We start from the raw sequence: 20,759 nt of genomic DNA, 5'->3' as shown, positions 1-20,759 counted from the left end.
TGCATTCTGTTGTACTGTGGGAGTACTCACAGCGCCCATCAGCGAGAGGATGGTCAGGTGAACGCTTCCATGCTCCCAAGAATCGTCGGCTTCGATGTCCCGTTGTTGCATGAGCGTGTAGACGCATCCACCGACGAAGCCATCACCGCGCTGCTGGATCTGGCGCCGGGCGCTCGCTGGACAGAGATGTTCCTCATCAAGTGCAGGGCCCTGGCGTCCCAGCTCCAGCTGGCGGATGTTCGCATTGAAGGCGCCAGGATCTACTTCTACGGATCCATCAGCGATTCTCGTGGACTTGCCGACGCGGTGATGTCCATTGTCAACGTACTGAATGATGAGTTGATGCGCGAGCGGAATCACGCAGCCAGCCGCGCCTAGGCGCAGCCAAGCAGGGACCAGCAACGATCGGCAATCTCTGCCGCGCCAGGGTTGCCGCGCAGGCTTGATCGTTTCGCAAGGCGGCACTGCAGATCGTCGATCCATGCCGACCGGGTGCCATGCGGATCTCTCACATAGATATCGCAGGCAAGCCGGATGACCGGCGCCACTTCGTGCCGGAAACTCATCGCGGGCAGCGCACCCAGATTGAACGCGGTTTCCCAGTGGGCCAGCTCGCGCTCCACATCGACAACGTGCTTGCTTCTTCCGTGGCTCACGGCGCCTACCCCTGTTCGAAACCTCACTGTACACGCTCGCTGCCGGGAGCCTGTTCATCACAACCATTCATACAACGCGCTTGCCGGCACGTTCCCGTAACGGCGACACGCCCACAGTCAATCGGCAGCAGACTTGCTGCGGCGGAGAATCGAAATGAACAGCGTCCCCGAACAGAACAGGAATGACCGCTCCAACGCGTCCGCTGAAGCAGAGCAGCCTGCACCGCAGGGGCGGGGCGAGGGGGGCGAACCCGGCGGGGAGGAGCCCGGCAAGCAAGGACAGCAACAGCAGCAGGACAACAAGGATATCGAGAGCCCGAAGCCAGCGGATGAAAAGAAGGGCGGTCTCGGCGGCGATACCCGCCGCTGAGGAACAGGAGGAGCCGCGCGCCGCGCGGCTGCTTCCGCAGCAGACAGGGAGCGCGCATGTCCTCGCAAAGCCAGGCGATCAGCCTGATGACCAAGATCATGTACCAGTGCCGCCCGGAGAGAACGACGACGATGGCGCAATGCCGTTGCTGCGATGCGCCCAGTCCTGGCGGGATGGAGTGCGCACGGTGCCTGACCGGAAGGCTTGGCGAAACGATTCACAATCGTGGCGCAGCGTTCGGCTGGCTGGAGTCGTTCCGCAGGGTCCAGCAGGACGAAGCACACGTATTCGAATGCGCAAAGCGCGTCGATGCGGCATCTTCCTAGGCGTCGCATCCAGACCTGACATCGCGCAGGCGTATGCTCGGGTCATCCAGGAGCAACGCCATGACTTTTCCGATCTGCATCTACGATAGAACGGGCACGGGGCTCCGGCTGCCCACGGGGTGGTGGATCGACCTTCAGTCCGATCTGCCCACGCTGGTGAACGGCGCCGCACGTATCGACCTTCCGCGCTCTTCGAAAGACGAGCATCCACGCTTGGATCCAGAGGTCCTGAGGGACCTTTTCCGGCGCATCGGGGGTTCGCAGTGGCTAGGTTGAATCCGGTGCGTTCCCTGGGAGTGCGCTGGCTGTTCTTCCGTCTTCGCAACGGCCAATCCATCAGTCCCGCCAGGTTGATGTCCGTCTGGTCCGAGGCTGCCGAATCCAATGAGTGCGCCGTGCGCCGCGAGATCATCGACGGCGCAGGCTACGTCTATGCCCTGTACGCGCCCAACAGCCTGCTTTCCCCCCGGCGTGTGGAGCTGCGCATGAGAGCGCTGCTGGAGGAGGCGGGCTACGCCTTCACGATGGGTAGCCTGGCAGGGCGTCACCCCGGCGACGGTTGAGGCGCGGCGCTGGGGCGCCGGCCGGACAGTCCATGTGTCGCTCTCATTCGGGGCCATCAGGCTCCAGAGGTTCGTCAGGTGCGGGATCGAAGAGCGCCAGCATCCGTTCCCGCCGGCACTGTTCGAGCCAGTGGTGCCATATCTCCACCTCGTCCATCAGCCCCGTGGCACCGCACGCGGGGCACGTGAGCGTCGTGCCCAATGGACTCGTCTTGAGGCCCTCGTCCTGAGTCATTGATGAGCGCAAGCCGCAGCTCTTGCAGGTCGATCGCAACTGATCGAGGCGAACGATGGCGCCATTGCGCGCAAGAAGGGGCTGGATCGCGTGGATCCGGAAGGCATTGGGAGGATGCATGGCCGTGTCGTCTGGGGCTGGACACGGGAGCAAAGGATTCTGCGCCGGAGAAGAGCCGTGAGAGCGCAGTGTGCTTTGTTGGAGGTTAACCCTTCATCAAGGTGCACACCGCGCGCCATGACTGGCCTGAAATCCCACGGCCGCAATCGTGCACTGACGTGGCAGCCGGCGCTCGTCCGGTGCCGGCCCTGCCTCTGGGCAGGAAGGGCTCCGCCGTCACGACGGAGCCCCGTACACTCACTTTTCCTGCAGGAACGCCAGCAGATCCTGGTTGACCTTGTCCTTGTGGGTGTCGGTCAGGCCGTGCGGCGCACCCGGGTAGACAATCAGCTTTGCGCCCTTGATGAGCTTCGCCGATTGGCGGCCTGAGATATCGATCGGCACGATCTGGTCGTCGTCACCGTGGATGACCAGGGTGGGCACATCGAATTTCTTCAGGTCTGCGCGGAAATCGGTGGCCGAGAACGCAGCGATCGAGTCGTAGGTGTTCTTGTGGCCGCCCTGCATGCCCTGTGCCCACCACGCATCGATCAGCCCCTGCGACACCTTCGCGCCCGGGCGGTTGAAGCCATAGAACGGGCCCGACGGAATGTCCTTGTACAGCTGCGCGCGGTTATCCATCTGTGCCTTGCGGATGCCATCGAACACTTCGATCGGCAGGCCGTTCGGGTTGTCGGCGGTCTTCAGCATGAAGGGCGGTACCGAGCTGATCAGCACGGCCTTCTTCACCCGCCCGGTGCCATGCCGGCCGATGTAGCGCGCCACTTCGCCGCCACCGGTGGAGAAGCCCACCAGGGTCACATCGTGCAGGTCCAGCGTATTGATCACCGTGGCCAGGTCATCAGCGTAGTGATCCATGTCGTTGCCATCCCACGGCTGGCTGGAACGGCCGTGGCCGCGACGGTCATGGGCAATGACGCGGTAGCCGTGGTTGGCCAGGAAGATCATCTGCGATTCCCAGCTGTCCGAGTTCAACGGCCAGCCGTGGCTGAAGGTCACGACCGGGCCGTTCTTCGGGCCCCAGTCCTTGTAGTACAGCTGCACGCCATCGGCGGTAGTGATGTAGCTGGCGGTGCGCGCGATGCTGGTGACTGCCGCCGGCGTGGCCGGTTCGGCAGCCTGCGCGGACAGGCCGGCCTGGACCGAGAGGGCGAGGGTGGCAACGGCCAGGGTACGGGCGAAGGTGTTCATGCGGGAACTCTCATGGGTGGGTGGTGAGACGTACTTTGCGCCAGCGATCAGGCATCTGGGATATGACAAGTCCGAATTTCTTGATAGATCGTCCTGATTGCGCGGACCCACAGTGGGGTCGACTGGATGATCATCCGAAGCTGCCTGACCTGGGCCTGCGCACTACCGAACGAGCCAGAGGCGCTTGCAATGGTGGCATTGCAGCCGGTTCCGCATTGCTTCCCGGAACGCAACATGACGTACCCCTTCACGGCGCTACCGCACCTGCGGCGTGCTGCCTAGGCTGATCCCACACGGCACCTGCCGTGTTCCGGGCCCATTGCCCGCGCAGTGGCCCGTCTTCCCATGAACTCCGCAGCGCTGGCCTGCCAGGCAACCGTGCCCTGGCATTGCCACTGCCTGCGCCATGGGCAAGCGCCCGGATTCGTTCGCGCCAGCCTTGCATTGCTGCCCGCCAAATGGCTCTTCGTGGAGATCCCTCATGTTCAGTATGGAAAACACCGCCGCGCCCATTGCTCCCGCCCTCGATGAACTGGTGCCCTCGCGCTACGCCCTGAAAGTGGGCGACGTCGAGGTGCTGGTGATCAGCGATGGCGTCCTGCCGTTGCCCACCCAGATGCTCGGCCACAACGTGCCGGCCGCCGACCGTGCCGAATGGTTCGAAGAGATGTACCTGCCCCAGGATGCCTTCGACTGGGCATTGAACGTGATGGTGGTGCACAGCGGTGATCGCACCATCCTCATCGATGCCGGCCTGGGCATGGACCCGGACCTGCAGCTGCCGCGCGCCGGCCAGCTGATCCGCCGCCTCGGTGCCGCCGGCATCAACCTGGGCGAAATCACCGACGTGGTGATTACCCACATGCACATGGACCACGTCGGCGGCCTGCTGGTTGAAGGCGTAAAGGAACGGCTGCGCCCGGACCTGAAAATCCACGTCGCAGCCGCGGAAGTGGAGTTCTGGAAGTCGCCGGACTTCAGCCGTACCAACATGCCGCAGGGCTTCCCCGATGCACTGCGCGCCACGGCCAAGCACTTCTGGGCCGAGTACAGCAGCTATGTGCACACCTTCCAGGACGAACAGCAGATCGCGCCGGGCGTGACGGCCCGCCGTACCGGTGGGCATACCCCGGGCCACTGCGTGGTGCGCGTAGCGTCCGCGGGGCAGGCCCTGACCTTTGCCGGTGACGCGGTGTTCGCGGTCGGCTTCGACCAGCCGAACTGGCACAACGGTTTTGAGCACGATCCGGAGGAATCCGCACGCGTTCGCGTCGCTCTGCTGAAGGACCTGGCCGGCACCGGCGAACTGCTGGTGGCCACGCATCTTCCGTTCCCGTCAGTGGGCCGGGTGTCGCTGGACGGCGAGACGTTCCGCTGGGTGCCGGTGTTCTGGGACTTCTGATCGGATCCTGCGGATACAGCGCAAGCAAGGGTTTTCGACGGGGCGCATCGGCGCCCCGCTCGAATCCCGCAAGGGCGGCCGACAACGGACGCTATCCCTAGCTGGCGTGGAACTACTGGATGGCGGTCGGGCGAGCCAACCGCTGCAGCTTGTGCGGATTGCGCTGCACCAGGATCTGCGTGATCCGTTCGCCATCGGTCTCGAAGGCCATCGCCGCCTCCAGTTCATCGTCGAAATAGCGCAGCAGTCCCAGCCGTCCGTTGAGCATGGCCGGCACCATCCGCAACTGCGCGCTGCGCCGCAGGTGCGGGGCATACAGCAGCTGGGCAATGCGTGCACCCCCGACCATCGGCCCGGGGAAGCTGGTGACGATACCGCCGCCGTCACCCACCAGCTCGGCCGATTCGGCCATCAAGGCCTTCATCGTGCGGAAATCGCCACTGGATGCAGCCTCGGCGAAGCGGCGCAGCAGTTTCTGGTGCACGTCCTGCGGGACGTTGTAGCGCGGGCGCTCCTGCCTGAGCTGCTGGCGCGCGCGATGCACGATCTGCCGGCAGGCGGCCTCTGTCTTGTCCAGGGTACGCGCGACCACCGCGTAATCCTGATCGAACACATCGTGCAGCAGGAAAGCCGCACGCGCATCCGGGGCCAACCGTTCCAGCACACTGAGGAAGGCGACCGACAGATCGCTGGCGGTTTCCAGCACGTACTCGGGCGTGGCGGCGTCATCGGTCAGCAGCGGCTCGGGCAACCACATGCCCACATAGTGTTCGCGCGCATGCCGGGCCAAGCGCAGGCCATCAATGGCACGACGGGTGGTGGTCGCCACCAGCCAGGCTTCCGGATTCTCGATCTGTGACTGGTCGGTGCCATGCCAGCGCAGCCAGACATCCTGCACCACGTCTTCGGCTTCGTGCGAAGACCCAAGCATGCGGTAGGCCACGCCGAACAGGCGTGGGCGGAGGCGTGAGAACAGCGCAGTGGATTCGTCCATGCCAGCGTAGACGGGACAGGTCCCCGGATTGTGACACCCGGGAACCTGTCGTTGGTGCCAGCGCCGGACGTGCGATCAGTGCGGCGGCAGCACCGCCGGCTTGCCGATGTCCTTGATCAGGAACACCACGAACTTCGCCGGCTCGGTAGCGCTTGCATTGCGACCTACGGTGTGCAGATCGGCCGGGCCCTCATGGAAGGCCTCGCCCGGGCCAAGGGTGACTTCCTTGCCGTCGGCCACACCCATCACGATCCGCCCTTCCAGGACATAGACGAAGCCATGGGCATCGTGGCGGTGGACAGGATCGGCGCCACCCGGCGGGTACTCCACGGTGAGGATCAGCGCTTCCTTGCCGGGCTGCTCCGGCAGGGCGCGGGTCATCACCTCGCGCACCAAGGGCTGGGGCGCGGGAGAGGGCGGGGTGGCGGCACCGCCGCACAGTGGCAGCAGCGCAAGCAGGGCCAGAACAGAACGACGCATGGCAGGTCTCCAAAGCGGTAAAGGGGGCCGCAGCATGGGGCAGCGGCGGAAGGATCAGGCCAGGCCGGCCTTGTCCAGGCCAAAGACTGCGTCCAGGGTGCCGGGCGTGGTACGGAAGGCAACGTTGGCGCGGTTCCAGGCGTTGATCGCCATCACCGCGTGGGTGAGGTCGACAATTTCCTGATCGGACAGCTGGCCGCGCACGCGCGCGTACAGCTCGTCGGGCACACCCTGCGCCGGCAGCTGGGTCAGTACTTCGGTCCAGGCCAGGCAGGCGCGCTCGCGCGGGCTGAACAGCGTCGATTCACGCCATGCCGCCAAGTGATGCAGGCGCAGCGGGCGCTCACCACGCAGGGTGGCCTCCTTCACGTGCATGTCCAGGCAGAAGCCACAGCCGTTGAGCTGCGATGCACGGATGTTGACCAGATCGATGATGGCCGCTTCGATCGAGGCGGTGTGGGCGGCATGCGAGTACAGGCCGAGCTTCTTGAACAGTTCGGGGGATTGCGCGGCGTAATCCAGGCGTGCGGTCATGGTGTGTTCCTGTAGCGTGTGAAGGGCACAGCGAGGCTAGGCCTGCATTCGCAATGCCGGTAGGCGGGGGCCGGGACGCACGCTGTTGCATGAAAGACACCAATGTCCTGTCACAGCGGCCGATGCTCGGCCGTCTGCCGGGCATGGACACCTCATCGCACCTGCGCACCGCATCGCGCCCTGCCAGCGAACAGGTCTGGCAGGCCTTCCTCGCCGCATTGCGCGAATTGCCGCCCGATGCACGTGCGGTGCTGTTGCTGCACGACGTGCTGGGTGCCGGATTCGAGGACATCGAGCCCCTGCTGGGGCTCGATCTTGCCGCGTGCAGGCAACGGTTGGCGCTGGCGCGGAGCCACCTGCACGCACAACGTGCCCGCCTGGAGCCAGGCCACCCATGAACGCCGCAACGCCCCGCCTGGCCAGCGACGGCCACGATGCGCTCAATGCGTCCTTCTCCACCAGCTACGCCGGCGTGCTGGCCTTCATTGCAGTGGCGTCCGAGGGCAGCTTCGCGCGCGCGGCCGACCGCCTCGGCATCGGCCGCTCGGCCGTCAGCCGCAGCGTGCAGAAGCTGGAAAGCCAGCTGGGCGTGCGGTTGTTCCTGCGCACCACGCGCTCGACCACGCTCACCCGCGAAGGCGAGCTGTTCCTCGAGGGCTGCAACCCGGGCGTGACCTGCATCCTGCAGGCGCTGGAGGAAATGCGCGACCTGCGCGAGGGCCCGCCGCGCGGGCACCTGCGCATCAGTGCCAGCCACGGCTTCGGCCGTCGGGTGATTGCGCCCTTGCTGGCAGCCTTCCGTGCCGAGTACCCGCAGGTATCCGTGGAGCTGCTGCTGGACGAGCAGGCCCCCGACCTGGCCGGTGATCGCATCGACGTGGCGTTTCGCGACGGCCTACTGGAAGACAGCCAAGTGATCGCCAAGCAGCTGGTGCCGATGCAGCTGGTCGTATGTGCATCACCGGCGTACGCGCAAGTGCACGGCCTACCCGCGTCGGTGGACACGCTGCCCACGCATGCCTGCATCGGGCGGCGCCTGCCGGGCGGACGCATGCAGCCCTGGGAATTCCGTGTCGACGGTGCCGAAGTACACCTTCAGCCGCCTGCTGCACTGGTGTTCAACGATGCCGACCTGGCCCTGCAGGCCGTCATCGACGGGCTGGGCATCGCCCAGCTGCCCAGCTATCAGGTGCGTGAAGCGCTGTGGGCGGGCAGGGTGGTGACCTGCCTGGATCGGCATGCGCCGCTCGATCGCGGCCACTACCTGTGCTACCTCAGCCGCCGCCAGCTGCCCAAGCGCGTGCGTGCCTTCATCGACTTCAGCACGCAGCGGGTGCGCGCGCTCGAACTGGATGTGATCTCGCACTGGGAAGCACGCCAGCAGGCCACCCCTCTGAAGCCAGGCGCACAGCCTGCCTTGGCCTGAGCGTACTGGTGCGTGCCGGGCAACAGTGCGCAGCCGGTCACGGACCTACTCCCTCGCGCCCGCGCCACCTACGATGCCTGCGCCCGGCCACACGCCGGTAGCCCCTCTATATTCCAGGAGACACGCAATGAAGTTCCTCGTCATCGGTGGTACCGGCCGCATCGGCAGCAAGGTGGTGGAGCGCCTGCGTGTCGCCGGGCATGAGATCGTGGTGGCAGCGCCCTCCACCGGGGTGGATGTGCTGACCGGTGAGGGCCTGGATGCCGCCATGGACGGCGTCGACGTGGTGGTGGACCTGGCCAACTCGCCCTCGTTCGAAGACGCAGCAGTGCTTTCGTTCTTCGTGACCGCCGGCCACAACATACTTGCGGCCGCCACCCGTGCCGGCGTGCGCCACCATGTCGCGCTTTCTGTTGTGGGCACCGACAAGCTTGCCGCCAGTGGCTACTTCCGCGGCAAGATCGCCCAGGAGCGGCTGATCCGCCACTCGGGCCTACCGTACACCATCATCCATTCCACGCAGTTCTTCGAGTTCCTGCCGGGCATCATCCAGTCCGCCGGCGACGGTAGGGCCGTGCGGCTGCCGGCCGCCGACGTGCAGCCGATTGCCGCCGAGGATGTTGCCGAAGCGGTGGCACGCATCGCCCAGCGGCCGCCGGCCAATGGCGTGCTGGAAATCGCCGGGCCGCAGCGCAGCGCGATGGCGGATCTGGCCAGGCGGTATCTGCAACTGACGGGTGATCCCCGGCAGGTCGTTGCGGATACCGAGGCGCTGTACTTCGGTGCGCCGCTGCAGATCGACACGCTGGTGCCGGTCGGACACGCGTGGCTGGGGCAGGTCGATTTCGAAGCCTGGCTGCAGCAGTCCGGTCTGTTGCAGCGGCAGCCTGCCTGAGCGGCGAATCGATCGCCTGCCGCAGCTGCGTTTGATGGAGCCGTGCAATGACCGAGCTGAAGCCGCCTTCGCCTGCCATGCTGGACCGCTACCAGGGCGACGACGTGAAGCCGCTGTACACCGGCCGCGTGCGGGTGAGCGGAGGCCAGGCCCAGCATGGGCGGGCGTCCGGCGTCGTGCGATCGGACGACGGTGCACTGGCGGTGGACCTGCGCCTGCCGCCGGAGCTCGGCGGGCCTGGCGGCGGCGCCAATCCCGAGCAGCTGCTGGCTGCGGGCTATGCCGGCTGCTTCCACGGCGCCATGGTGCTGGTGGCCGCGCGCGCCGGCCTGCTGCTGCACAACCCCAGCATCGAAGTGGCGGTCACCTTCGCCCGTGATCCAGCAGATGGGCTGTACCTGCTGTCGGCCGAGATCGTGGTACATCTTCCCGGCATGGATGAGAACCTGGCCTGCGAACTCGTTCGCAACACCGAACGCGTCTGCCCATACGCCAAGATGTTCCATCGTGGCGTCAGCCATGCGGTGCATGTGCGGGTCGGCCCGCAGGCTTCGCCTCTGTAGAGTCGAGCCATGCTCGACCATGGGAAGTGGCAACTCAGACAAGCCCGCCGTAGTTGGCCTGCAGGCTGGGAATGAGTCCGGGTGTCTTTGAAAGGGCTGGATGCAGTCGATTTCTTCGGACTTGCTACAACATGTTCTTCTGGCACTCAGGCTGGTTGCCTGCCTCGGTCGGGTCGTACATTTCGCCGACTTCACAGATCTGTACCCCGCAGATGGGCATAGTGGCCCTTCGGTAGTGTGAGCGCGTCCATCCAGCCACGGGGTTTCCCCGAACGCCAGGAGGTCACTGTGCCAAGTTGTGATGAAGGAATGAAGTTGACGCGTCGCCAGGTGATCGCCGGCGGCGTCACGACCGTGGCAATGTCCGCCGCACCGGGGGCATCATCGCTCGCCGCCGAACTGGCCGCGCCCCCGCCGCCCAGGCCGCCGGTCATCAGCACGGTGGCCTTCACCGTCAACGGCAAGCGGCGGGAGCTTGAACTCGACACCCGGACCACGCTGCTCGATGCCCTGCGCGAACATCTGAAGCTGACCGGGACCAAGAAGGGCTGCGATCACGGTCAATGCGGTGCCTGTACCGTGCTGGTCAACGGTGAGCGCATCAATGCCTGCCTCAGCCTGGCGGTGCAGCACCAGGGCGATGCCATCACCACCATCGAAGGCCTCGGAACCCCCGATGACCTGCATCCGATGCAGGCCGCCTTCATCAAGCATGATGGCTACCAGTGCGGGTATTGCACGCCGGGGCAGATCTGTTCGGCGGTGGCGGTACTGGACGAGATCAAGCGGGGTGTGCCCAGCCATGTGCAGGCGGATGTCAGCGCACGCCCCCGGGCCACCAACATGGAAATGCGCGAACGCATGAGCGGCAACCTCTGCCGTTGCGGCGCCTATTCCAACATTGCCGAGGCGATGGCAGAGGTCGCTGGCGTGACCTCTGCAGGGAGGCGCTCATGAGGGCCTTCAGTTACGAACGCGCGAAATCCCCGGCCGAGGCCGCCAGGGCCGTCGCCGGTACCGAGGGCGCGAAATTCCTGGCTGGAGGGACCAATCTGCTCGACCTGATGAAGCTGGAGGTCGAGACGCCAGCGCACCTGGTCGATGTGCAGGACATCGGCCTGGACAGGATCGAACCCACCGACGAAGGCGGCCTGCGCATCGGCACGCTGGTCACCAATACCGCACTGGCCTCGCATGAGCGCGTGCGCCGCGACTACGCGGTGCTGACCCGCGCGATCGTGGCAGGTGCCTCCGGGCAGTTGCGCAACAAAGCCACCACCGGCGGCAACCTGCTGCAGCGCACGCGCTGCCCGTATTTCTACGACCCCAATCTGCCCTGCAACAAGCGCCTGCCCGGATCCGGCTGCGGCGCACTCGAGGGGTTCTCCCGGCAGATGGGCGTGATCGGCACTTCGGACAGCTGCATCGCCACCTATCCGGGCGACTTGGCGGTGGCCCTGCGGGTGCTGGACGCCTCGATCCAGACCGTCAGGGGTGACGGCAGTACGCGCAGCATCCCGATTGCCGATTTCCATCGTTCCCCCGGCGACAAGCCGCAGCAGGACAACGTGCTGCAGCGCGGTGAGCTGATCACCCACGTCACGCTGCCGAAGCCCCTGGGCGGTCGGCACGTGTACCACAAGGTGCGTGACCGCGCGTCCTATGCGTTCGCACTGGTGTCGGTCGCCGCGGTCGTGCAGCGTGACGGCTCGGCGCGGTTCGCCTTCGGTGGAGTTGCGCCGAAGCCGTGGCGCGTCGAGGCAGCCGAACCGCTGCTGCGCGACGGCGTAAAGGCCGCGGCCCGGCAGGTGTTCGCCGGTGCCCGTCCGACGCGGGAGAACGCGTTCAAGATCGCGCTCGCCGAGCGCACCCTCGCGGCGGTGCTGGTGGAAGGAGAGCGCTGATGCCCCTTGAATTCAACGCCCCCGCCGGCGACAACCTGTTCGACAAGGCCAAGGTCGTCGGCAAGTCGACGCCGCGCATCGACGGTCCACGCAAGACCACCGGTACCGCCCCCTATGCCTACGAGCGCCATGACGTGGCGCCGAACCAAGCCTACGGCTACATCGTCGGTGCGGGCATCGGCAAGGGGCGCATCATTTCGATGGATGCCTCCCGCGCACGTGCCGCGCCCGGCGTACTGGCGGTCATCGCCGCACCGGAAACCAAGCCGGTCGGCAAATCGAACTGGAACAATGCACCGTTGTTCGGCGGAGCCGAGGTGGCCCACTACCACCAGGCCATCGCCTGCGTGGTGGCAGAGACCTTCGAGCAGGCCCGCGCCGCCGCGGCGCTGATCCGCACCCGCTACGAGCGCAGCAAGGGCCGCTTCGATTTCCCGGCTCTGGCACCGTCCGCGCCGCTGGCAAAGGGGCGTGACGGCAAGCCCGACCGGCAGGCGCTGGGCGATTTCGACACTGCCTACGCGAGCGCCGCGGTCAAGCTCGACGAGACTTACCACACCTCCGACGAAAGTCATTCGATGATGGAGCCGCACGCCACCATCGCCGCCTGGGAGGGTGACACGCTCACGCTGTGGACGGCGAACCAGATGATCGACTGGGCCAGGCAGGGCATGGCGGCGATCCTCGGCATCGATCCTGCCAAGGTGCGCGTGGACTCGCCCTATATCGGCGGCGGCTTCGGCGGCAAGCTGTTCATCCGTGCCGACGCGGTGCTGGCCGCGCTGGCGGCCAAGCAGGTCGGGCGGCCGGTGAAGATCGCGCTGCAACGCCCGCTGATGCCCAACAACACCACGCACCGGCACGCCACCCTCCAGCGCGTGCGGATCGGCTGCGCAAAGGATGGCCGGATCTCCGCCATCGCCCACGAGAACTGGTCGGGCAACATCAACGGCGAGGACGGCGAGAACGGTACCCTGCAGACGCCCAAGCTCTATGCAGGCGCCAACCGCCTGGTGGCCAATTACATCGCCACGCTCGACATGCCCGAAGGCAATGCGATGCGCGCACCGGGCGAAGCACCGGGCCACATGGCGCTGGAAGTGGCGATGGACGAAATGGCCGAGAAGCTGGGCCTCGACCCGATCGCGTTCCGCATCCTCAACGAGCCCGAGGTGGTACCCGGCGATCCGTCCAAGAAGTTCTCCGACCGCAACCTGGTGCGCTGCCTGCGCGAAGGAGCGGAGCGCTTCAACTGGAACAAGCGCAACCCCAGGCCGGCGCAGGTCAGGGAAGGGGACTGGCTGGTCGGCATGGGCGTGTCTGCGGGCTATCGCGGCGCACCGACAATGAAGTCGGCGGCGCGGGTCCGGCTTGACGGCCAGGGCGGGGTGATTGTCGAGACCGACATGACCGACATCGGCACCGGCTCCTACACGATCATCGCGCAGACGGCAGCCGAGACCATGGGCGTGCCGCTGGAGCGGGTCCAGGTGACCCTCGGCGACTCCCGTCATCCCGCCTCCGCTGGTTCCGGCGGCCAGTGGGGCGCGGCAAGCTCCACCGCAGGCGTGTACGCGGCGTGCGTCAGCCTGCGCCGCAAGGTGGGCGAGAAACTGGGCTTCGACGGCGACACCGCAGACTTCGCCAATGGCCGCATCCAGGCGGGTGGGCGGACGATCAAGCTGGCAGAGGCGGGGACACTGTCGGCGGAGGACGGCATTGCCTTCGGCGACTTCAAGCAAGGCTACGACGTCGGCACCTATGCAGGGCATTTCTGCGAGGTTGCCGTGCATGCCTACACTGGAGAGACGCGCATCCGCCGCATGCTTGCCGTATGCGATGGCGGCCGGATCCTCAATCCGCTCTCCGCACGCAGCCAGGTCATCGGCGGGATGGTGATGGGTGCGGGCGCGACCCTCATGGAGGAGCTGGTGGTCGACAAACGGCTTGGCTTGTTCATCAACCACGACCTGGCCGGCTACGAGGTTCCCGTGCATGCCGACATCCCGTACCAGGAAGTGGTCTTCCTCGACACGCTGGATCCGGTGATCTCGCCGATGAAGGCCAAGGGTGTAGGTGAACTGGGCATCTGTGGGGTCGGCGCCGCGATCGCCAATGCGGTCTACAACGCAACCGGCGTGCGCGTGCGCGACTATCCCATCACCCTGGACAAGCTGCTGCCCGGCTTGCCCGAGGTGGGCTGACTCTTGCGCATGGACCGTCCCGCAGCCTCGCCCACTCTGGAGGCCTCCGCCGCAGGCGGAGGGGAGCCCTGCGATCTTGCCGAGCACCTGTCGGCAGCGCCGGGCTTCCTCGCCGAAGGCAGCCCGCGCGGCGTACTCGAGACGGCCTTGACGCGCGTGCGCGCGGGCGAGCACGCCGTGCTCGCGCTGGTGCTGGAAACCGATGGCTCCACCTACGCCGGTGCCGGCGACATGCTGCTGTTCTGCAACGGCAGCCAGGTCGGCTGGCTGAGCGGCGGATGCCTGGAGCCCGAGCTCGCGCGACGCGCGGAGCAGGTGAGCGCGGCAGGGCAGGTCGACTGGATCGAAATCGACACCCGCAGTGACGACGACCTGTTGAGTGGGTCCGCCCTCGGGTGCCGCGGCCGGCTGCGGATTGCGCTCCTGCCATTGCGTGCCATGGCAGGCATCGACGATGTCATCGAGGCCTGGCTCCGCGATGGCGTGTCACTCCAGCGCGACCTGCGCACGTCGGGGCAGGTCGTTTTCCGTGCCGGCAATCACGAGCAGGCGTGGCAGCTGCATCCGATGGAGGGTACGCAGCCCTTTGGCGAGGGTGCGTGGCGTTTGCCGTTGCTCCGGCTTCCGCGGGCCCTGGTGTTGGGGGGCGGCCCCGAAACGCCCTTCCTGGTTCCGTTGCTGCGCGGCCTGGGGTGGCGGGTCAGCGTGGCCGAACGGCGATCGCGCTGGGCCTCAGCCGGGCAGTGCGCGGATGCGCATCTTCAGACCAGCCCGGCCGATGCCCTTCATCGCGACCGTTGCGACGCGGCACTGGTGATGCATCACGATTTCGAACTGGACCGGGAGGCGCTGGTGGCCCTGGCTGATACCAACGTCGCGTTCATTGGACTGCTGGGGCCGCGGCGAAGGCGCGAGGACCTGTTCAAGCTGCTGACACCGGAACAGCGCCACCGCCTGTCCCCGAGACTTCGGTCACCGGTCGGCCTGAGCATCGGCGGCCGAGGGCCAGAGGCGATTTCGCTCAGCATCGCCGCGCAGCTGCAGCAATGGCGAAGCGCGCACGGCACGTGACTGGCGCGCATGCGGTCGTCGTGCTGGCTGCGGGCGGGAGCACCCGGCTCGGCCAGCCCAAGCAGCTTCTGACCCGGCAGGGCGAGACCCTGGTACATCGCGTGGTGCGGTTGGCGCGCGAGGTCGCGCCAGCGCAGGTACTGGTCGTGGTGGGCGCGAACGCACAGGCCGTGACATCCAGCATTGCCGGGCTGGATGCCACACCGGTAACCAACCCCCACTGGGAACGCGGCCTGGCGAGCAGCCTGCAGGTTGCCGGCGCACACCTGCTGCCCACGGTGACTGCGGTGATGGTCGTGGCATGCGACCAGCCCGCAATCGAGCGCTCCCATCTGCAGGCGCTGCTTTCGGGTGCCCGCGTCTCGGCGTCAGGGTGCGCGGGTACCCATCATGGAGACGCGCTTGGCATTCCTGCAGTTGTGCCGCGTGCCTGGTTCGCCCACGTCGGTGCAACCGGTGACCGCGGCTTTGGAGCGCGCCTGCGGCAACTTCCTGTCGATACGGCGCATGTCCTACAGGCACCGGAACTGGGCCTGGATATCGATACGCCAGAAGATCTTGCGCGTGCGCGCGATGCGGGCTGGATCGATGCCCAGGTCGAGTCGCACGATCACGGTGCCAACGCCCGTCAAGCAGATGACTAGCGGCAGAGCCGGAGCCCGAACCCTCGCTGCCCGCAGCCCTGTAGAGTCGAGCCACGCTCGACTACGGCACGCCACATCGCGCCCCATCAGGCACATCACTGGCAAGAATCTGCAGCAACCGATCCAACAGAACAGGTTCCGGCACGCCAGCCAGTACCTGCTCCAGGTAATCCAACGGCTCCAACTGCCATTGGAGGAGCGCCCGCAACCGCACAACGGCAGGCGCCCGCAGCTTCGCGTCCAGTGAGACCTGCAACAGCAGAAGTTGCGGGCGCCTCTCCAGCCACAGCACGGGTATGCCTCGGCAATGAACCTGGAACTCGGCATCTCGATGCCGCTCGACGAACTGGAAGCCCTGTCGTGGCCGAGCCTCCACGAACTGAACGGCTTGGCGGCGCAGTTGTGAGAATCGATCATCGTTGATGCTTTGGAACGCGACAGGCGAGGGCACCGGCGGCGCCTGCCACAGCGCCTGTGCCGCAACCACCACCACAAGACAGAGCGCGTTGGCCGCCCAGCGGCACCACGCCACTCAGCCCTCCGGGTGCAGTCGGGTACTGGCGTGTGCGGTAAGGCCGATTCCGGCCATGATCAGCCCCTCCATCACGCGCGGGCCAACGTACTGCTCCAGCTCGCCATTTTCGCGGGCGCGCTGCGCGGCCAGCAGAATCTCCAGGACCACGCGAAGCCCGGCCAGCGAGCAATCGGTATCCGCCAAGGCGACGCGTCGGCCCGGCATCTGGTGGCGCTCCGGCCAGGGCTGACCATCGGAGGCGGCGCCGGAGCCGATGCTGTGCAGCAGGGCGATGAGGGTGTTCGGGTCGAGCGCAGGGCCATTCGCAGGCGCGTCGTGGATGGGGTGCGGGGCAGGGGAGTGGGGCTGGGTCATGGCTGGGCTCCTTGCGTGCATGCAGAAGCCGCCACCGATAAAGGTGGCGGACGATGCGTGGCTCGAAATCCGGTGTGCAATCAGACCGGCAGGCACCAGGCCTCCACGCACCGCCCGCCATAGCCGGCTGACGGATTGCCAGTCGGCACCACGCGGCGGTGGTGCCGACTGGCAAGCGCTTTTTACGATTGCAGAACCGAGGATTTCGAGGCCTCGACCACCCGTTTTCGGTGGCACGCAAAGAAATACGCCCGGTTGTGCGCGATGCCAATGCAGTAAGGCCGATGCCGTCACCACATTCAACATTTTCAGAATCGTTGCATACGACGCAACGAAGCTGGAGCCTTGCGCTGCAACGCTATCGGCGATGTCCGTGGTCCAAGCCTAGCGAGTGTCGGCATCTGCCCGGCGAGGCTGTGAGCGAGGCGAATGCGACAGGATTGCCAACGGCTGCTAGGCGTCAGTAGCCCTTCAACGCAACCTTGGTCCGCTCCAGCCATGTGGCATTGTGGCTCCGTGCGTGGCGCGACCAATGCTGGGCATCGTCGATGATGCTGGCGAACAGGATGCGGGCTTGCTCGCGATCGTCGGGTTGCGGCTGTGCCATCAGCCATTCGGCGTAGAGGCAGCGAGCGGCCGCATCGTTTCCGCATTCCACGGCGCGCTCGAACGCGGCACGGGTGCCGGGCGCTTGGGTGGCCGCCAGTGCCTGCGCGTAAAGCAGGGTCTGTTCCGGCTTGCGACGCACGTCCGGATGGCGGGCGAACAGGCCGTCCAGCGTCTCCACCGCAAGCGCAGCGTGCCCGGACTCGAGGCGGGCACGGGCGAGGCCGGTCAGGATGTAGGGATCGTCGCCCAGCGGCGAGCTGGCTGCCTGCTCAAGCAGGGTTCTGGCTTCCTCGGCCTGGCCGGCATCCAGCAGCGTCATGCCCAGGCGAACCCGGTTCTGCACGGTGGGCGTGCGCGCCAGTTCGGCACGGGCGTTGCGCAGGTCCTGGCCCGGGTCCATGAGCTGCTTGGCGGAACGGACGACCTGCCGAGCGCCGCGCGAGTGACGGACTTCCGGGAAGTAGATCGCCAGGAAGTAGACGACGCTGCCGAGCAGTGGGAACGAGAAGAGCAGGATGAGCCAGTAGAGGTTCTGGCCCGAGCGGATGGCGTGCACCGCGAAGTAGATGGCTGCCAGTACGTGGAGTCCGATTCCGATATAGGGCATGTGGGGTGCCTCGTCCTTGTGAGGGGTGGAACTATAGTGGGGGAGGGGTGGGGCGCCAATGGGCTGGGTGATCCGGCGTGACGCGTCACGTTAATAGACTGGGTTCTGCAGGGCGGAGCGCAGCGTGCCACTATGTGGCTCGGCTGCATTGATGGAAGGGGATACATGGAACGTACGCAGAAGACGCTAACGATGGCTGATGTTGCTGGATGGGGTTCGGCGCTCGTCACCTTTGGATTGATTCAAGGGGCTTTGTACCTAAAGGAGTATTGGGGGCACTTCGGCCTGGATCCCTTTCAGTTTGTTGCGGTGAGTGAGCTTGCACTGGCAGGGCTTGCTGGGATCGGCATGGTGTTACTTCTCATGCTGCTGGCCTCGCTGTTTGGCGGCTGGGTGGAGATGAAGGTCACGAGCGGCAGCTCCAAAAGCAAGCTGTTCGCATGGCTGTTTCCAGTGCCTTTCTTCACTGTCCTGGGGCTGCTGCTTTGGTGGTCGAACACGTGGCCTCTTCTGATAGGGGTTCTTCTGACGGTCATCTGTGCGTTGATCGTGCATCTTTCGCCGGTGGTGCCCACCGCAGTGAAAGATTCCCCTTGGCTGATCTACGCCTTGGTGATGCTGGTCTACGTCTCGATAGCGTCAAGCATGCTTGGCTCCCAGCGTGCCGAGAAGATTTCCTCTGGTGGCGGCAAGCACGTGACGGCTGTGACTGTTGATGGAAAGGTGCAGGGCGACCTAAGCCTGATTGGTCGTCTTGGTGACAGCTATGCACTGTGGGACCCGGCGCGGAAAGCTACAGTGCTTGTGCCTGTTGGCGATGTTGGGAGGTTGGAGATTCTGCGAAAGGGTGTGATTCCTGTTCCGGCAACCCAATAGGGTTGGATCTCGGCAAGCGCCAAGCTGAGAGTGGCATTGCACTTCAGTACGGGGATAGCGATAAGGGATGTTTATCGAGGGCAGTGCAGGCCTACCCTGGGCTCATAAGAGCCCGTCTCGGGGCACGCTACTGTCCGGGCTTCAATCCACTTGTCGGCTGTACTCCTGAGCCTTAAGATCGAGACGCATCCAGGAGATCTCCCGCCATTGGGCACGCTGCGTAAACCGGGTCTGCGGACCCGCCTATTTGGCAGTTGGATTTACCAGAGAAGAAAAGTATGTTCATAAGGTTTGGAAGACCTACTCCTCTGAAGGAGATGTCTAAGGCGCTGCACCTGCACGGAAGCGGCAGGGAAGGCCAGAAAATATTAGTGATTGACGATCAGCCGTTTGTACTAAAAGAGATTTTATCTAGCCACGGCTTCGCTATCACTCATGCGCAAGACATCCAAAGCACATCGATGGCGGCCAGCTACCCAATTGTCGTTTGCGACATTAAGGGCGTTGGAGCCCACTTGGGCGGGAGGCATGAGGGCGCGCATCTTTTCAGAGAGATTCGGCGCGCATATCCTGAGAAGTACATCATTGCTTTTACCGGATACCGCTACGATCCGACATACAACGAATATTTCAAGTATGCGGACATCTCTTTAAAAAAGGACACCGATTCAGAAGCGTGGGTGAGTGTTCTGGATCAGGCTGTTGGGGTCATGGCCGACCCAACAAAGAGATGGCTCCGCTTGCGGCAATACCTTCTTGAGCATGCCAACCTGGAGCTATGGGATGTCCTTACACTTGAGCAAGGGTTCATCCGCTCCATTCAGCAAGGAAACAAGGCCAGAATAATTGAATCTCTCGTCGATATTCAGGTCTCTACTCAAACGTCCGAGCTCGTAAAAGCGTTTGCTACCGCAGTTTTCACAGACATATTGACAAAGGGAGTTGCGGGCGCCTTATGAGAGTCGACGAGTCTGACATCTTAGAAAACCTAAGTCTTGCGGAGCTTAAGCAAGCTCTTCGAGACACCATGCACGAAGTGCGAGAGTTCAACAGGATCGTTAAGGCAAATTCAGAGATGCTTACTCGGCAGTTGCGCATCGAGGAAGATGGCCCGCTTCAACTATCAGCCGACAACGCCAAGAATGTCCGAAATCACGCGATCGCAATTCTTGAGACCGCGCAAATGCTTTCCGCGCGCCTCGATCTAATTGACCTTGAGACAAACCCAGATTCGTTCACCAATGAACAGCGAATTTCTTTGGGCGTATTTGCCAAGTTCGACAAGGCCCGAAAAATGCTTCGCACCAAGGCTCGGGAAAAGCGGGTAGAAGTTGAGTTATCAGGCCAGTCATTCAATAAGTCAGATCTGTATCCTGTGTTCGATATAGTACCTTTTCTACTGCTTGAGAACGCCATAAAATACTCCCCAAAAGAGTCAAAAGTGGTTGTGACATTTAGCGAACGACCGCAATCTATTGACGTATTAATTGAATCGCACGGCCCGCTCGTCAAAGATGATGAGAGGAACAAGTTAACGGAAAAGAATTTCCGGGGAGAGTGTGCAAAAGCGATAGGCATTCCCGGCACGGGGTTTGGGCTTCATTTTGCCAAATTCGTTTGTGACCTAAATCAGATTGATCTAGAAATTTCTCCTTCCGCCAGCTCCTATAGTGTGAACGGCGTTCCGCACGCGCCATTCAAGGTGGCATTGAAAGTTCCTCGAGCACATATCTGACAAGTCAGCCAAGCCAAGCCCGCTTCGCGACGTCGGGCGTGACCGGGTAACATCGTGCGGGACGGCTTAATTTGGGCGTTGAACGTGTACTGCTGGACCACGGCGCTAGGGCAAGGGGGGGGTGATTAGGAAGATTTATCGGGGGTAGGGCATGGTAGCTCCTGCCCCAAAGGCGCCATGCGCGGAGGGTCAACAACTCTCGTGGCTCGGGCCTGCCTTCTCATATGTATCCTTGAGAAGCGGGCGTCGAAAGTCACCACTCCGCCCTATCTGGCCCCATACGGATGCCTGACAGAGATGCTCCAGGGGCGGGGAGTAGTCGTGTCCTCAGGATCGTACGGGCCCCTTCAACGCCGGTCCCGCAGCCTTGGCGCCTGTCTCAGTTTGTGCGACTGGCCCCGACTATGGTGGCTCAGTAACGTTTAGGGGGGCGCCCAATGCGGCGCGGCGCTTTGAGTGTTCAAG

The 20,759-nt window shown here is 64.5% G+C and carries 26 protein-coding genes; 17 read left to right on the top strand and 9 right to left on the bottom strand.

Features of this window, described 5'->3' with window-relative positions; genetic code table 11:
- The first annotated feature begins 57 nt into the window (after positions 1-57).
- Positions 58-378, top strand: a complete 321-nt coding sequence (locus ACS0OT_RS10185; RefSeq protein WP_231109146.1) for a hypothetical protein — start codon at positions 58-60, stop codon at positions 376-378.
- On the opposite strand, the gene ACS0OT_RS10180 is transcribed toward ACS0OT_RS10185, so the two are convergent.
- Entirely contained in the window at positions 375-623 is a 249-nt protein-coding gene (locus ACS0OT_RS10180) for a hypothetical protein (RefSeq protein WP_235646125.1), read from the bottom strand. The two genes, ACS0OT_RS10185 and ACS0OT_RS10180, sit on opposite strands and share 4 nt — an antisense overlap.
- 187 nt (positions 624-810) lie before the next feature.
- On the opposite strand from ACS0OT_RS10180, the gene ACS0OT_RS10175 reads away from it, so the two are divergent.
- The 3 genes from ACS0OT_RS10175 to ACS0OT_RS10165 all read left to right on the top strand — a co-directional run bounded on the left by ACS0OT_RS10175 (position 811) and on the right by ACS0OT_RS10165 (position 1,915).
- Positions 811-1,026: a hypothetical protein gene (locus tag ACS0OT_RS10175; RefSeq protein WP_139727110.1), complete on the top strand. Its 216-nt coding sequence runs from the start codon at positions 811-813 to the stop codon at positions 1,024-1,026.
- 56 nt (positions 1,027-1,082) lie between these two features.
- Entirely contained in the window at positions 1,083-1,352 is a 270-nt protein-coding gene (locus ACS0OT_RS10170) for a hypothetical protein (protein WP_065196287.1), read from the top strand.
- 281 nt (positions 1,353-1,633) lie between these two features.
- On the top strand, positions 1,634-1,915 hold the full coding sequence (locus ACS0OT_RS10165) for a hypothetical protein (RefSeq protein WP_005416560.1): 282 nt from the start codon (positions 1,634-1,636) through the stop codon (positions 1,913-1,915).
- Between the two features lie 43 nt (positions 1,916-1,958).
- Here ACS0OT_RS10165 and ACS0OT_RS10160 read toward each other — a convergent pair whose 3' ends face one another.
- Together ACS0OT_RS10160 and ACS0OT_RS10155 are read right to left on the bottom strand one after the other, a co-directional pair.
- A complete protein-coding gene (locus ACS0OT_RS10160; RefSeq protein ID WP_061478249.1) occupies positions 1,959-2,270 on the bottom strand; it encodes a hypothetical protein in 312 nt (103 codons plus the stop codon).
- Between the two features lie 237 nt (positions 2,271-2,507).
- Positions 2,508-3,461: an alpha/beta fold hydrolase gene (locus ACS0OT_RS10155; RefSeq protein ID WP_005416558.1), complete on the bottom strand. Its 954-nt coding sequence runs from the start codon at positions 3,459-3,461 to the stop codon at positions 2,508-2,510.
- A 481-nt stretch (positions 3,462-3,942) separates the two neighbouring features.
- Between ACS0OT_RS10155 and ACS0OT_RS10150 the strand changes: the two genes are divergently transcribed.
- Positions 3,943-4,863: an MBL fold metallo-hydrolase gene (locus tag ACS0OT_RS10150; protein ID WP_164230081.1), complete on the top strand. Its 921-nt coding sequence runs from the start codon at positions 3,943-3,945 to the stop codon at positions 4,861-4,863.
- A gap of 112 nt (positions 4,864-4,975) precedes the next feature.
- Here ACS0OT_RS10150 and ACS0OT_RS10145 read toward each other — a convergent pair whose 3' ends face one another.
- The 3 genes from ACS0OT_RS10145 to ACS0OT_RS10135 all read right to left on the bottom strand — a co-directional run bounded on the left by ACS0OT_RS10145 (position 4,976) and on the right by ACS0OT_RS10135 (position 6,871).
- Complete coding sequence (locus ACS0OT_RS10145) at positions 4,976-5,857, bottom strand: RNA polymerase sigma-70 factor (RefSeq protein ID WP_442256400.1); 882 nt, start codon at positions 5,855-5,857, stop codon at positions 4,976-4,978.
- Positions 5,858-5,932: 75 nt separating this feature from the next.
- Positions 5,933-6,337 (bottom strand): cupin domain-containing protein, encoded by a 405-nt coding sequence (locus tag ACS0OT_RS10140; protein WP_329953354.1) that lies wholly within the window; start codon positions 6,335-6,337, stop codon positions 5,933-5,935.
- A 54-nt stretch (positions 6,338-6,391) separates the two neighbouring features.
- Complete coding sequence (locus tag ACS0OT_RS10135; RefSeq protein ID WP_164093111.1) at positions 6,392-6,871, bottom strand: carboxymuconolactone decarboxylase family protein; 480 nt, start codon at positions 6,869-6,871, stop codon at positions 6,392-6,394.
- A gap of 89 nt (positions 6,872-6,960) precedes the next feature.
- Between ACS0OT_RS10135 and ACS0OT_RS10130 the strand changes: the two genes are divergently transcribed.
- The 9 genes from ACS0OT_RS10130 to ACS0OT_RS10090 all read left to right on the top strand — a co-directional run bounded on the left by ACS0OT_RS10130 (position 6,961) and on the right by ACS0OT_RS10090 (position 15,578).
- Positions 6,961-7,269: a sigma factor-like helix-turn-helix DNA-binding protein gene (locus ACS0OT_RS10130; protein ID WP_329843741.1), complete on the top strand. Its 309-nt coding sequence runs from the start codon at positions 6,961-6,963 to the stop codon at positions 7,267-7,269.
- Positions 7,266-8,297, top strand: coding sequence for a LysR family transcriptional regulator (locus ACS0OT_RS10125; RefSeq protein ID WP_134729277.1), 1,032 nt, complete (start codon positions 7,266-7,268; stop codon positions 8,295-8,297). The genes ACS0OT_RS10130 and ACS0OT_RS10125 overlap by 4 nt, the downstream gene beginning before the upstream one ends.
- Before the next feature lie 127 nt (positions 8,298-8,424).
- The gene (locus ACS0OT_RS10120) at positions 8,425-9,192 is read left to right on the top strand and encodes an SDR family oxidoreductase (protein WP_329843740.1); all 768 of its coding nucleotides are present in this window, start codon (positions 8,425-8,427) and stop codon (positions 9,190-9,192) included.
- A 47-nt stretch (positions 9,193-9,239) separates the two neighbouring features.
- Complete coding sequence (locus tag ACS0OT_RS10115; RefSeq protein WP_065186733.1) at positions 9,240-9,755, top strand: Ohr family peroxiredoxin; 516 nt, start codon at positions 9,240-9,242, stop codon at positions 9,753-9,755.
- Positions 9,756-10,064: 309 nt separating this feature from the next.
- Positions 10,065-10,712, top strand: coding sequence for an aldehyde dehydrogenase iron-sulfur subunit PaoA (paoA, locus tag ACS0OT_RS10110; RefSeq protein WP_188238594.1), 648 nt, complete (start codon positions 10,065-10,067; stop codon positions 10,710-10,712).
- Positions 10,709-11,659 carry an FAD binding domain-containing protein gene (locus ACS0OT_RS10105; protein ID WP_139727106.1) on the top strand — a complete coding sequence of 317 codons (951 nt, stop codon included), beginning with the start codon at positions 10,709-10,711 and terminating at the stop codon, positions 11,657-11,659. The genes paoA and ACS0OT_RS10105 overlap by 4 nt, the downstream gene beginning before the upstream one ends.
- Positions 11,659-13,863 (top strand): aldehyde oxidoreductase molybdenum-binding subunit PaoC, encoded by a 2,205-nt coding sequence (gene paoC / locus ACS0OT_RS10100; RefSeq protein ID WP_442256396.1) that lies wholly within the window; start codon positions 11,659-11,661, stop codon positions 13,861-13,863. Before ACS0OT_RS10105 ends, paoC begins: the two co-directional genes overlap by 1 nt.
- A gap of 9 nt (positions 13,864-13,872) precedes the next feature.
- Entirely contained in the window at positions 13,873-14,934 is a 1,062-nt protein-coding gene (locus tag ACS0OT_RS10095; protein WP_442256394.1) for an XdhC family protein, read from the top strand.
- Entirely contained in the window at positions 14,910-15,578 is a 669-nt protein-coding gene (locus ACS0OT_RS10090; RefSeq protein ID WP_442256392.1) for a nucleotidyltransferase family protein, read from the top strand. The genes ACS0OT_RS10095 and ACS0OT_RS10090 overlap by 25 nt, the downstream gene beginning before the upstream one ends.
- A gap of 61 nt (positions 15,579-15,639) precedes the next feature.
- Here ACS0OT_RS10090 and ACS0OT_RS10085 read toward each other — a convergent pair whose 3' ends face one another.
- The 3 genes from ACS0OT_RS10085 to ACS0OT_RS10075 all read right to left on the bottom strand — a co-directional run bounded on the left by ACS0OT_RS10085 (position 15,640) and on the right by ACS0OT_RS10075 (position 17,683).
- Positions 15,640-16,110, bottom strand: a complete 471-nt coding sequence (locus ACS0OT_RS10085; RefSeq protein WP_442256390.1) for a hypothetical protein — start codon at positions 16,108-16,110, stop codon at positions 15,640-15,642.
- Positions 16,111-16,467: a hypothetical protein gene (locus tag ACS0OT_RS10080; RefSeq protein ID WP_442256388.1), complete on the bottom strand. Its 357-nt coding sequence runs from the start codon at positions 16,465-16,467 to the stop codon at positions 16,111-16,113.
- A gap of 460 nt (positions 16,468-16,927) precedes the next feature.
- Positions 16,928-17,683, bottom strand: a complete 756-nt coding sequence (locus ACS0OT_RS10075) for a tetratricopeptide repeat protein (RefSeq protein ID WP_442256386.1) — start codon at positions 17,681-17,683, stop codon at positions 16,928-16,930.
- Between the two features lie 165 nt (positions 17,684-17,848).
- Here ACS0OT_RS10075 and ACS0OT_RS10070 point away from each other — a divergent pair, with 165 nt between their 5' ends.
- The 3 genes from ACS0OT_RS10070 (at position 17,849) to ACS0OT_RS10060 (ending at position 20,294) form a co-directional block, all read left to right on the top strand.
- A complete protein-coding gene (locus ACS0OT_RS10070) occupies positions 17,849-18,559 on the top strand; it encodes a hypothetical protein (RefSeq protein WP_442256384.1) in 711 nt (236 codons plus the stop codon).
- Between the two features lie 317 nt (positions 18,560-18,876).
- The gene (locus ACS0OT_RS10065) at positions 18,877-19,518 is read left to right on the top strand and encodes a hypothetical protein (RefSeq protein WP_442256382.1); all 642 of its coding nucleotides are present in this window, start codon (positions 18,877-18,879) and stop codon (positions 19,516-19,518) included.
- 68 nt (positions 19,519-19,586) lie between these two features.
- Positions 19,587-20,294 (top strand): ATP-binding protein, encoded by a 708-nt coding sequence (locus ACS0OT_RS10060; protein WP_442256380.1) that lies wholly within the window; start codon positions 19,587-19,589, stop codon positions 20,292-20,294.
- The last annotated feature ends 465 nt before the right edge of the window (positions 20,295-20,759 follow it).

The organism is Stenotrophomonas maltophilia group sp. RY12688 (assembly GCF_052149045.1).
Lineage (GTDB): Bacteria > Pseudomonadota > Gammaproteobacteria > Xanthomonadales > Xanthomonadaceae > Stenotrophomonas > Stenotrophomonas sepilia.
This window is presented reverse-complemented; position numbering and strand designations above follow the sequence as displayed.

What these genes read in the sequence shown, in the direction of transcription:
- ACS0OT_RS10175 (WP_139727110.1), top strand. Translation starts at nt 811, where the DNA reads ATGAACAGCGTCCCCGAACAGAACAGGAATGACCGCTCCAACGCGTCC.
- ACS0OT_RS10170 (WP_065196287.1), top strand. Translation starts at nt 1,083, where the DNA reads ATGTCCTCGCAAAGCCAGGCGATCAGCCTGATGACCAAGATCATGTAC.
- ACS0OT_RS10160 (WP_061478249.1), bottom strand. Translation starts at nt 2,270, where the DNA reads ATGCATCCTCCCAATGCCTTCCGGATCCACGCGATCCAGCCCCTTCTT.
- ACS0OT_RS10155 (WP_005416558.1), bottom strand. Translation starts at nt 3,461, where the DNA reads ATGAACACCTTCGCCCGTACCCTGGCCGTTGCCACCCTCGCCCTCTCG.
- ACS0OT_RS10150 (WP_164230081.1), top strand. Translation starts at nt 3,943, where the DNA reads ATGTTCAGTATGGAAAACACCGCCGCGCCCATTGCTCCCGCCCTCGAT.
- ACS0OT_RS10145 (WP_442256400.1), bottom strand. Translation starts at nt 5,857, where the DNA reads ATGGACGAATCCACTGCGCTGTTCTCACGCCTCCGCCCACGCCTGTTC.
- ACS0OT_RS10140 (WP_329953354.1), bottom strand. Translation starts at nt 6,337, where the DNA reads ATGCGTCGTTCTGTTCTGGCCCTGCTTGCGCTGCTGCCACTGTGCGGC.
- ACS0OT_RS10135 (WP_164093111.1), bottom strand. Translation starts at nt 6,871, where the DNA reads ATGACCGCACGCCTGGATTACGCCGCGCAATCCCCCGAACTGTTCAAG.
- ACS0OT_RS10130 (WP_329843741.1), top strand. Translation starts at nt 6,961, where the DNA reads ATGAAAGACACCAATGTCCTGTCACAGCGGCCGATGCTCGGCCGTCTG.
- ACS0OT_RS10125 (WP_134729277.1), top strand. Translation starts at nt 7,266, where the DNA reads ATGAACGCCGCAACGCCCCGCCTGGCCAGCGACGGCCACGATGCGCTC.
- ACS0OT_RS10120 (WP_329843740.1), top strand. Translation starts at nt 8,425, where the DNA reads ATGAAGTTCCTCGTCATCGGTGGTACCGGCCGCATCGGCAGCAAGGTG.
- ACS0OT_RS10115 (WP_065186733.1), top strand. Translation starts at nt 9,240, where the DNA reads ATGACCGAGCTGAAGCCGCCTTCGCCTGCCATGCTGGACCGCTACCAG.
- paoA (WP_188238594.1), top strand. Translation starts at nt 10,065, where the DNA reads ATGAAGTTGACGCGTCGCCAGGTGATCGCCGGCGGCGTCACGACCGTG.
- ACS0OT_RS10105 (WP_139727106.1), top strand. Translation starts at nt 10,709, where the DNA reads ATGAGGGCCTTCAGTTACGAACGCGCGAAATCCCCGGCCGAGGCCGCC.
- paoC (WP_442256396.1), top strand. Translation starts at nt 11,659, where the DNA reads ATGCCCCTTGAATTCAACGCCCCCGCCGGCGACAACCTGTTCGACAAG.
- ACS0OT_RS10095 (WP_442256394.1), top strand. Translation starts at nt 13,873, where the DNA reads ATGGACCGTCCCGCAGCCTCGCCCACTCTGGAGGCCTCCGCCGCAGGC.
- ACS0OT_RS10090 (WP_442256392.1), top strand. Translation starts at nt 14,910, where the DNA reads ATGGCGAAGCGCGCACGGCACGTGACTGGCGCGCATGCGGTCGTCGTG.
- ACS0OT_RS10080 (WP_442256388.1), bottom strand. Translation starts at nt 16,467, where the DNA reads ATGACCCAGCCCCACTCCCCTGCCCCGCACCCCATCCACGACGCGCCT.
- ACS0OT_RS10075 (WP_442256386.1), bottom strand. Translation starts at nt 17,683, where the DNA reads ATGCCCTATATCGGAATCGGACTCCACGTACTGGCAGCCATCTACTTC.
- ACS0OT_RS10070 (WP_442256384.1), top strand. Translation starts at nt 17,849, where the DNA reads ATGGAACGTACGCAGAAGACGCTAACGATGGCTGATGTTGCTGGATGG.
- ACS0OT_RS10065 (WP_442256382.1), top strand. Translation starts at nt 18,877, where the DNA reads ATGTCTAAGGCGCTGCACCTGCACGGAAGCGGCAGGGAAGGCCAGAAA.
- ACS0OT_RS10060 (WP_442256380.1), top strand. Translation starts at nt 19,587, where the DNA reads ATGCACGAAGTGCGAGAGTTCAACAGGATCGTTAAGGCAAATTCAGAG.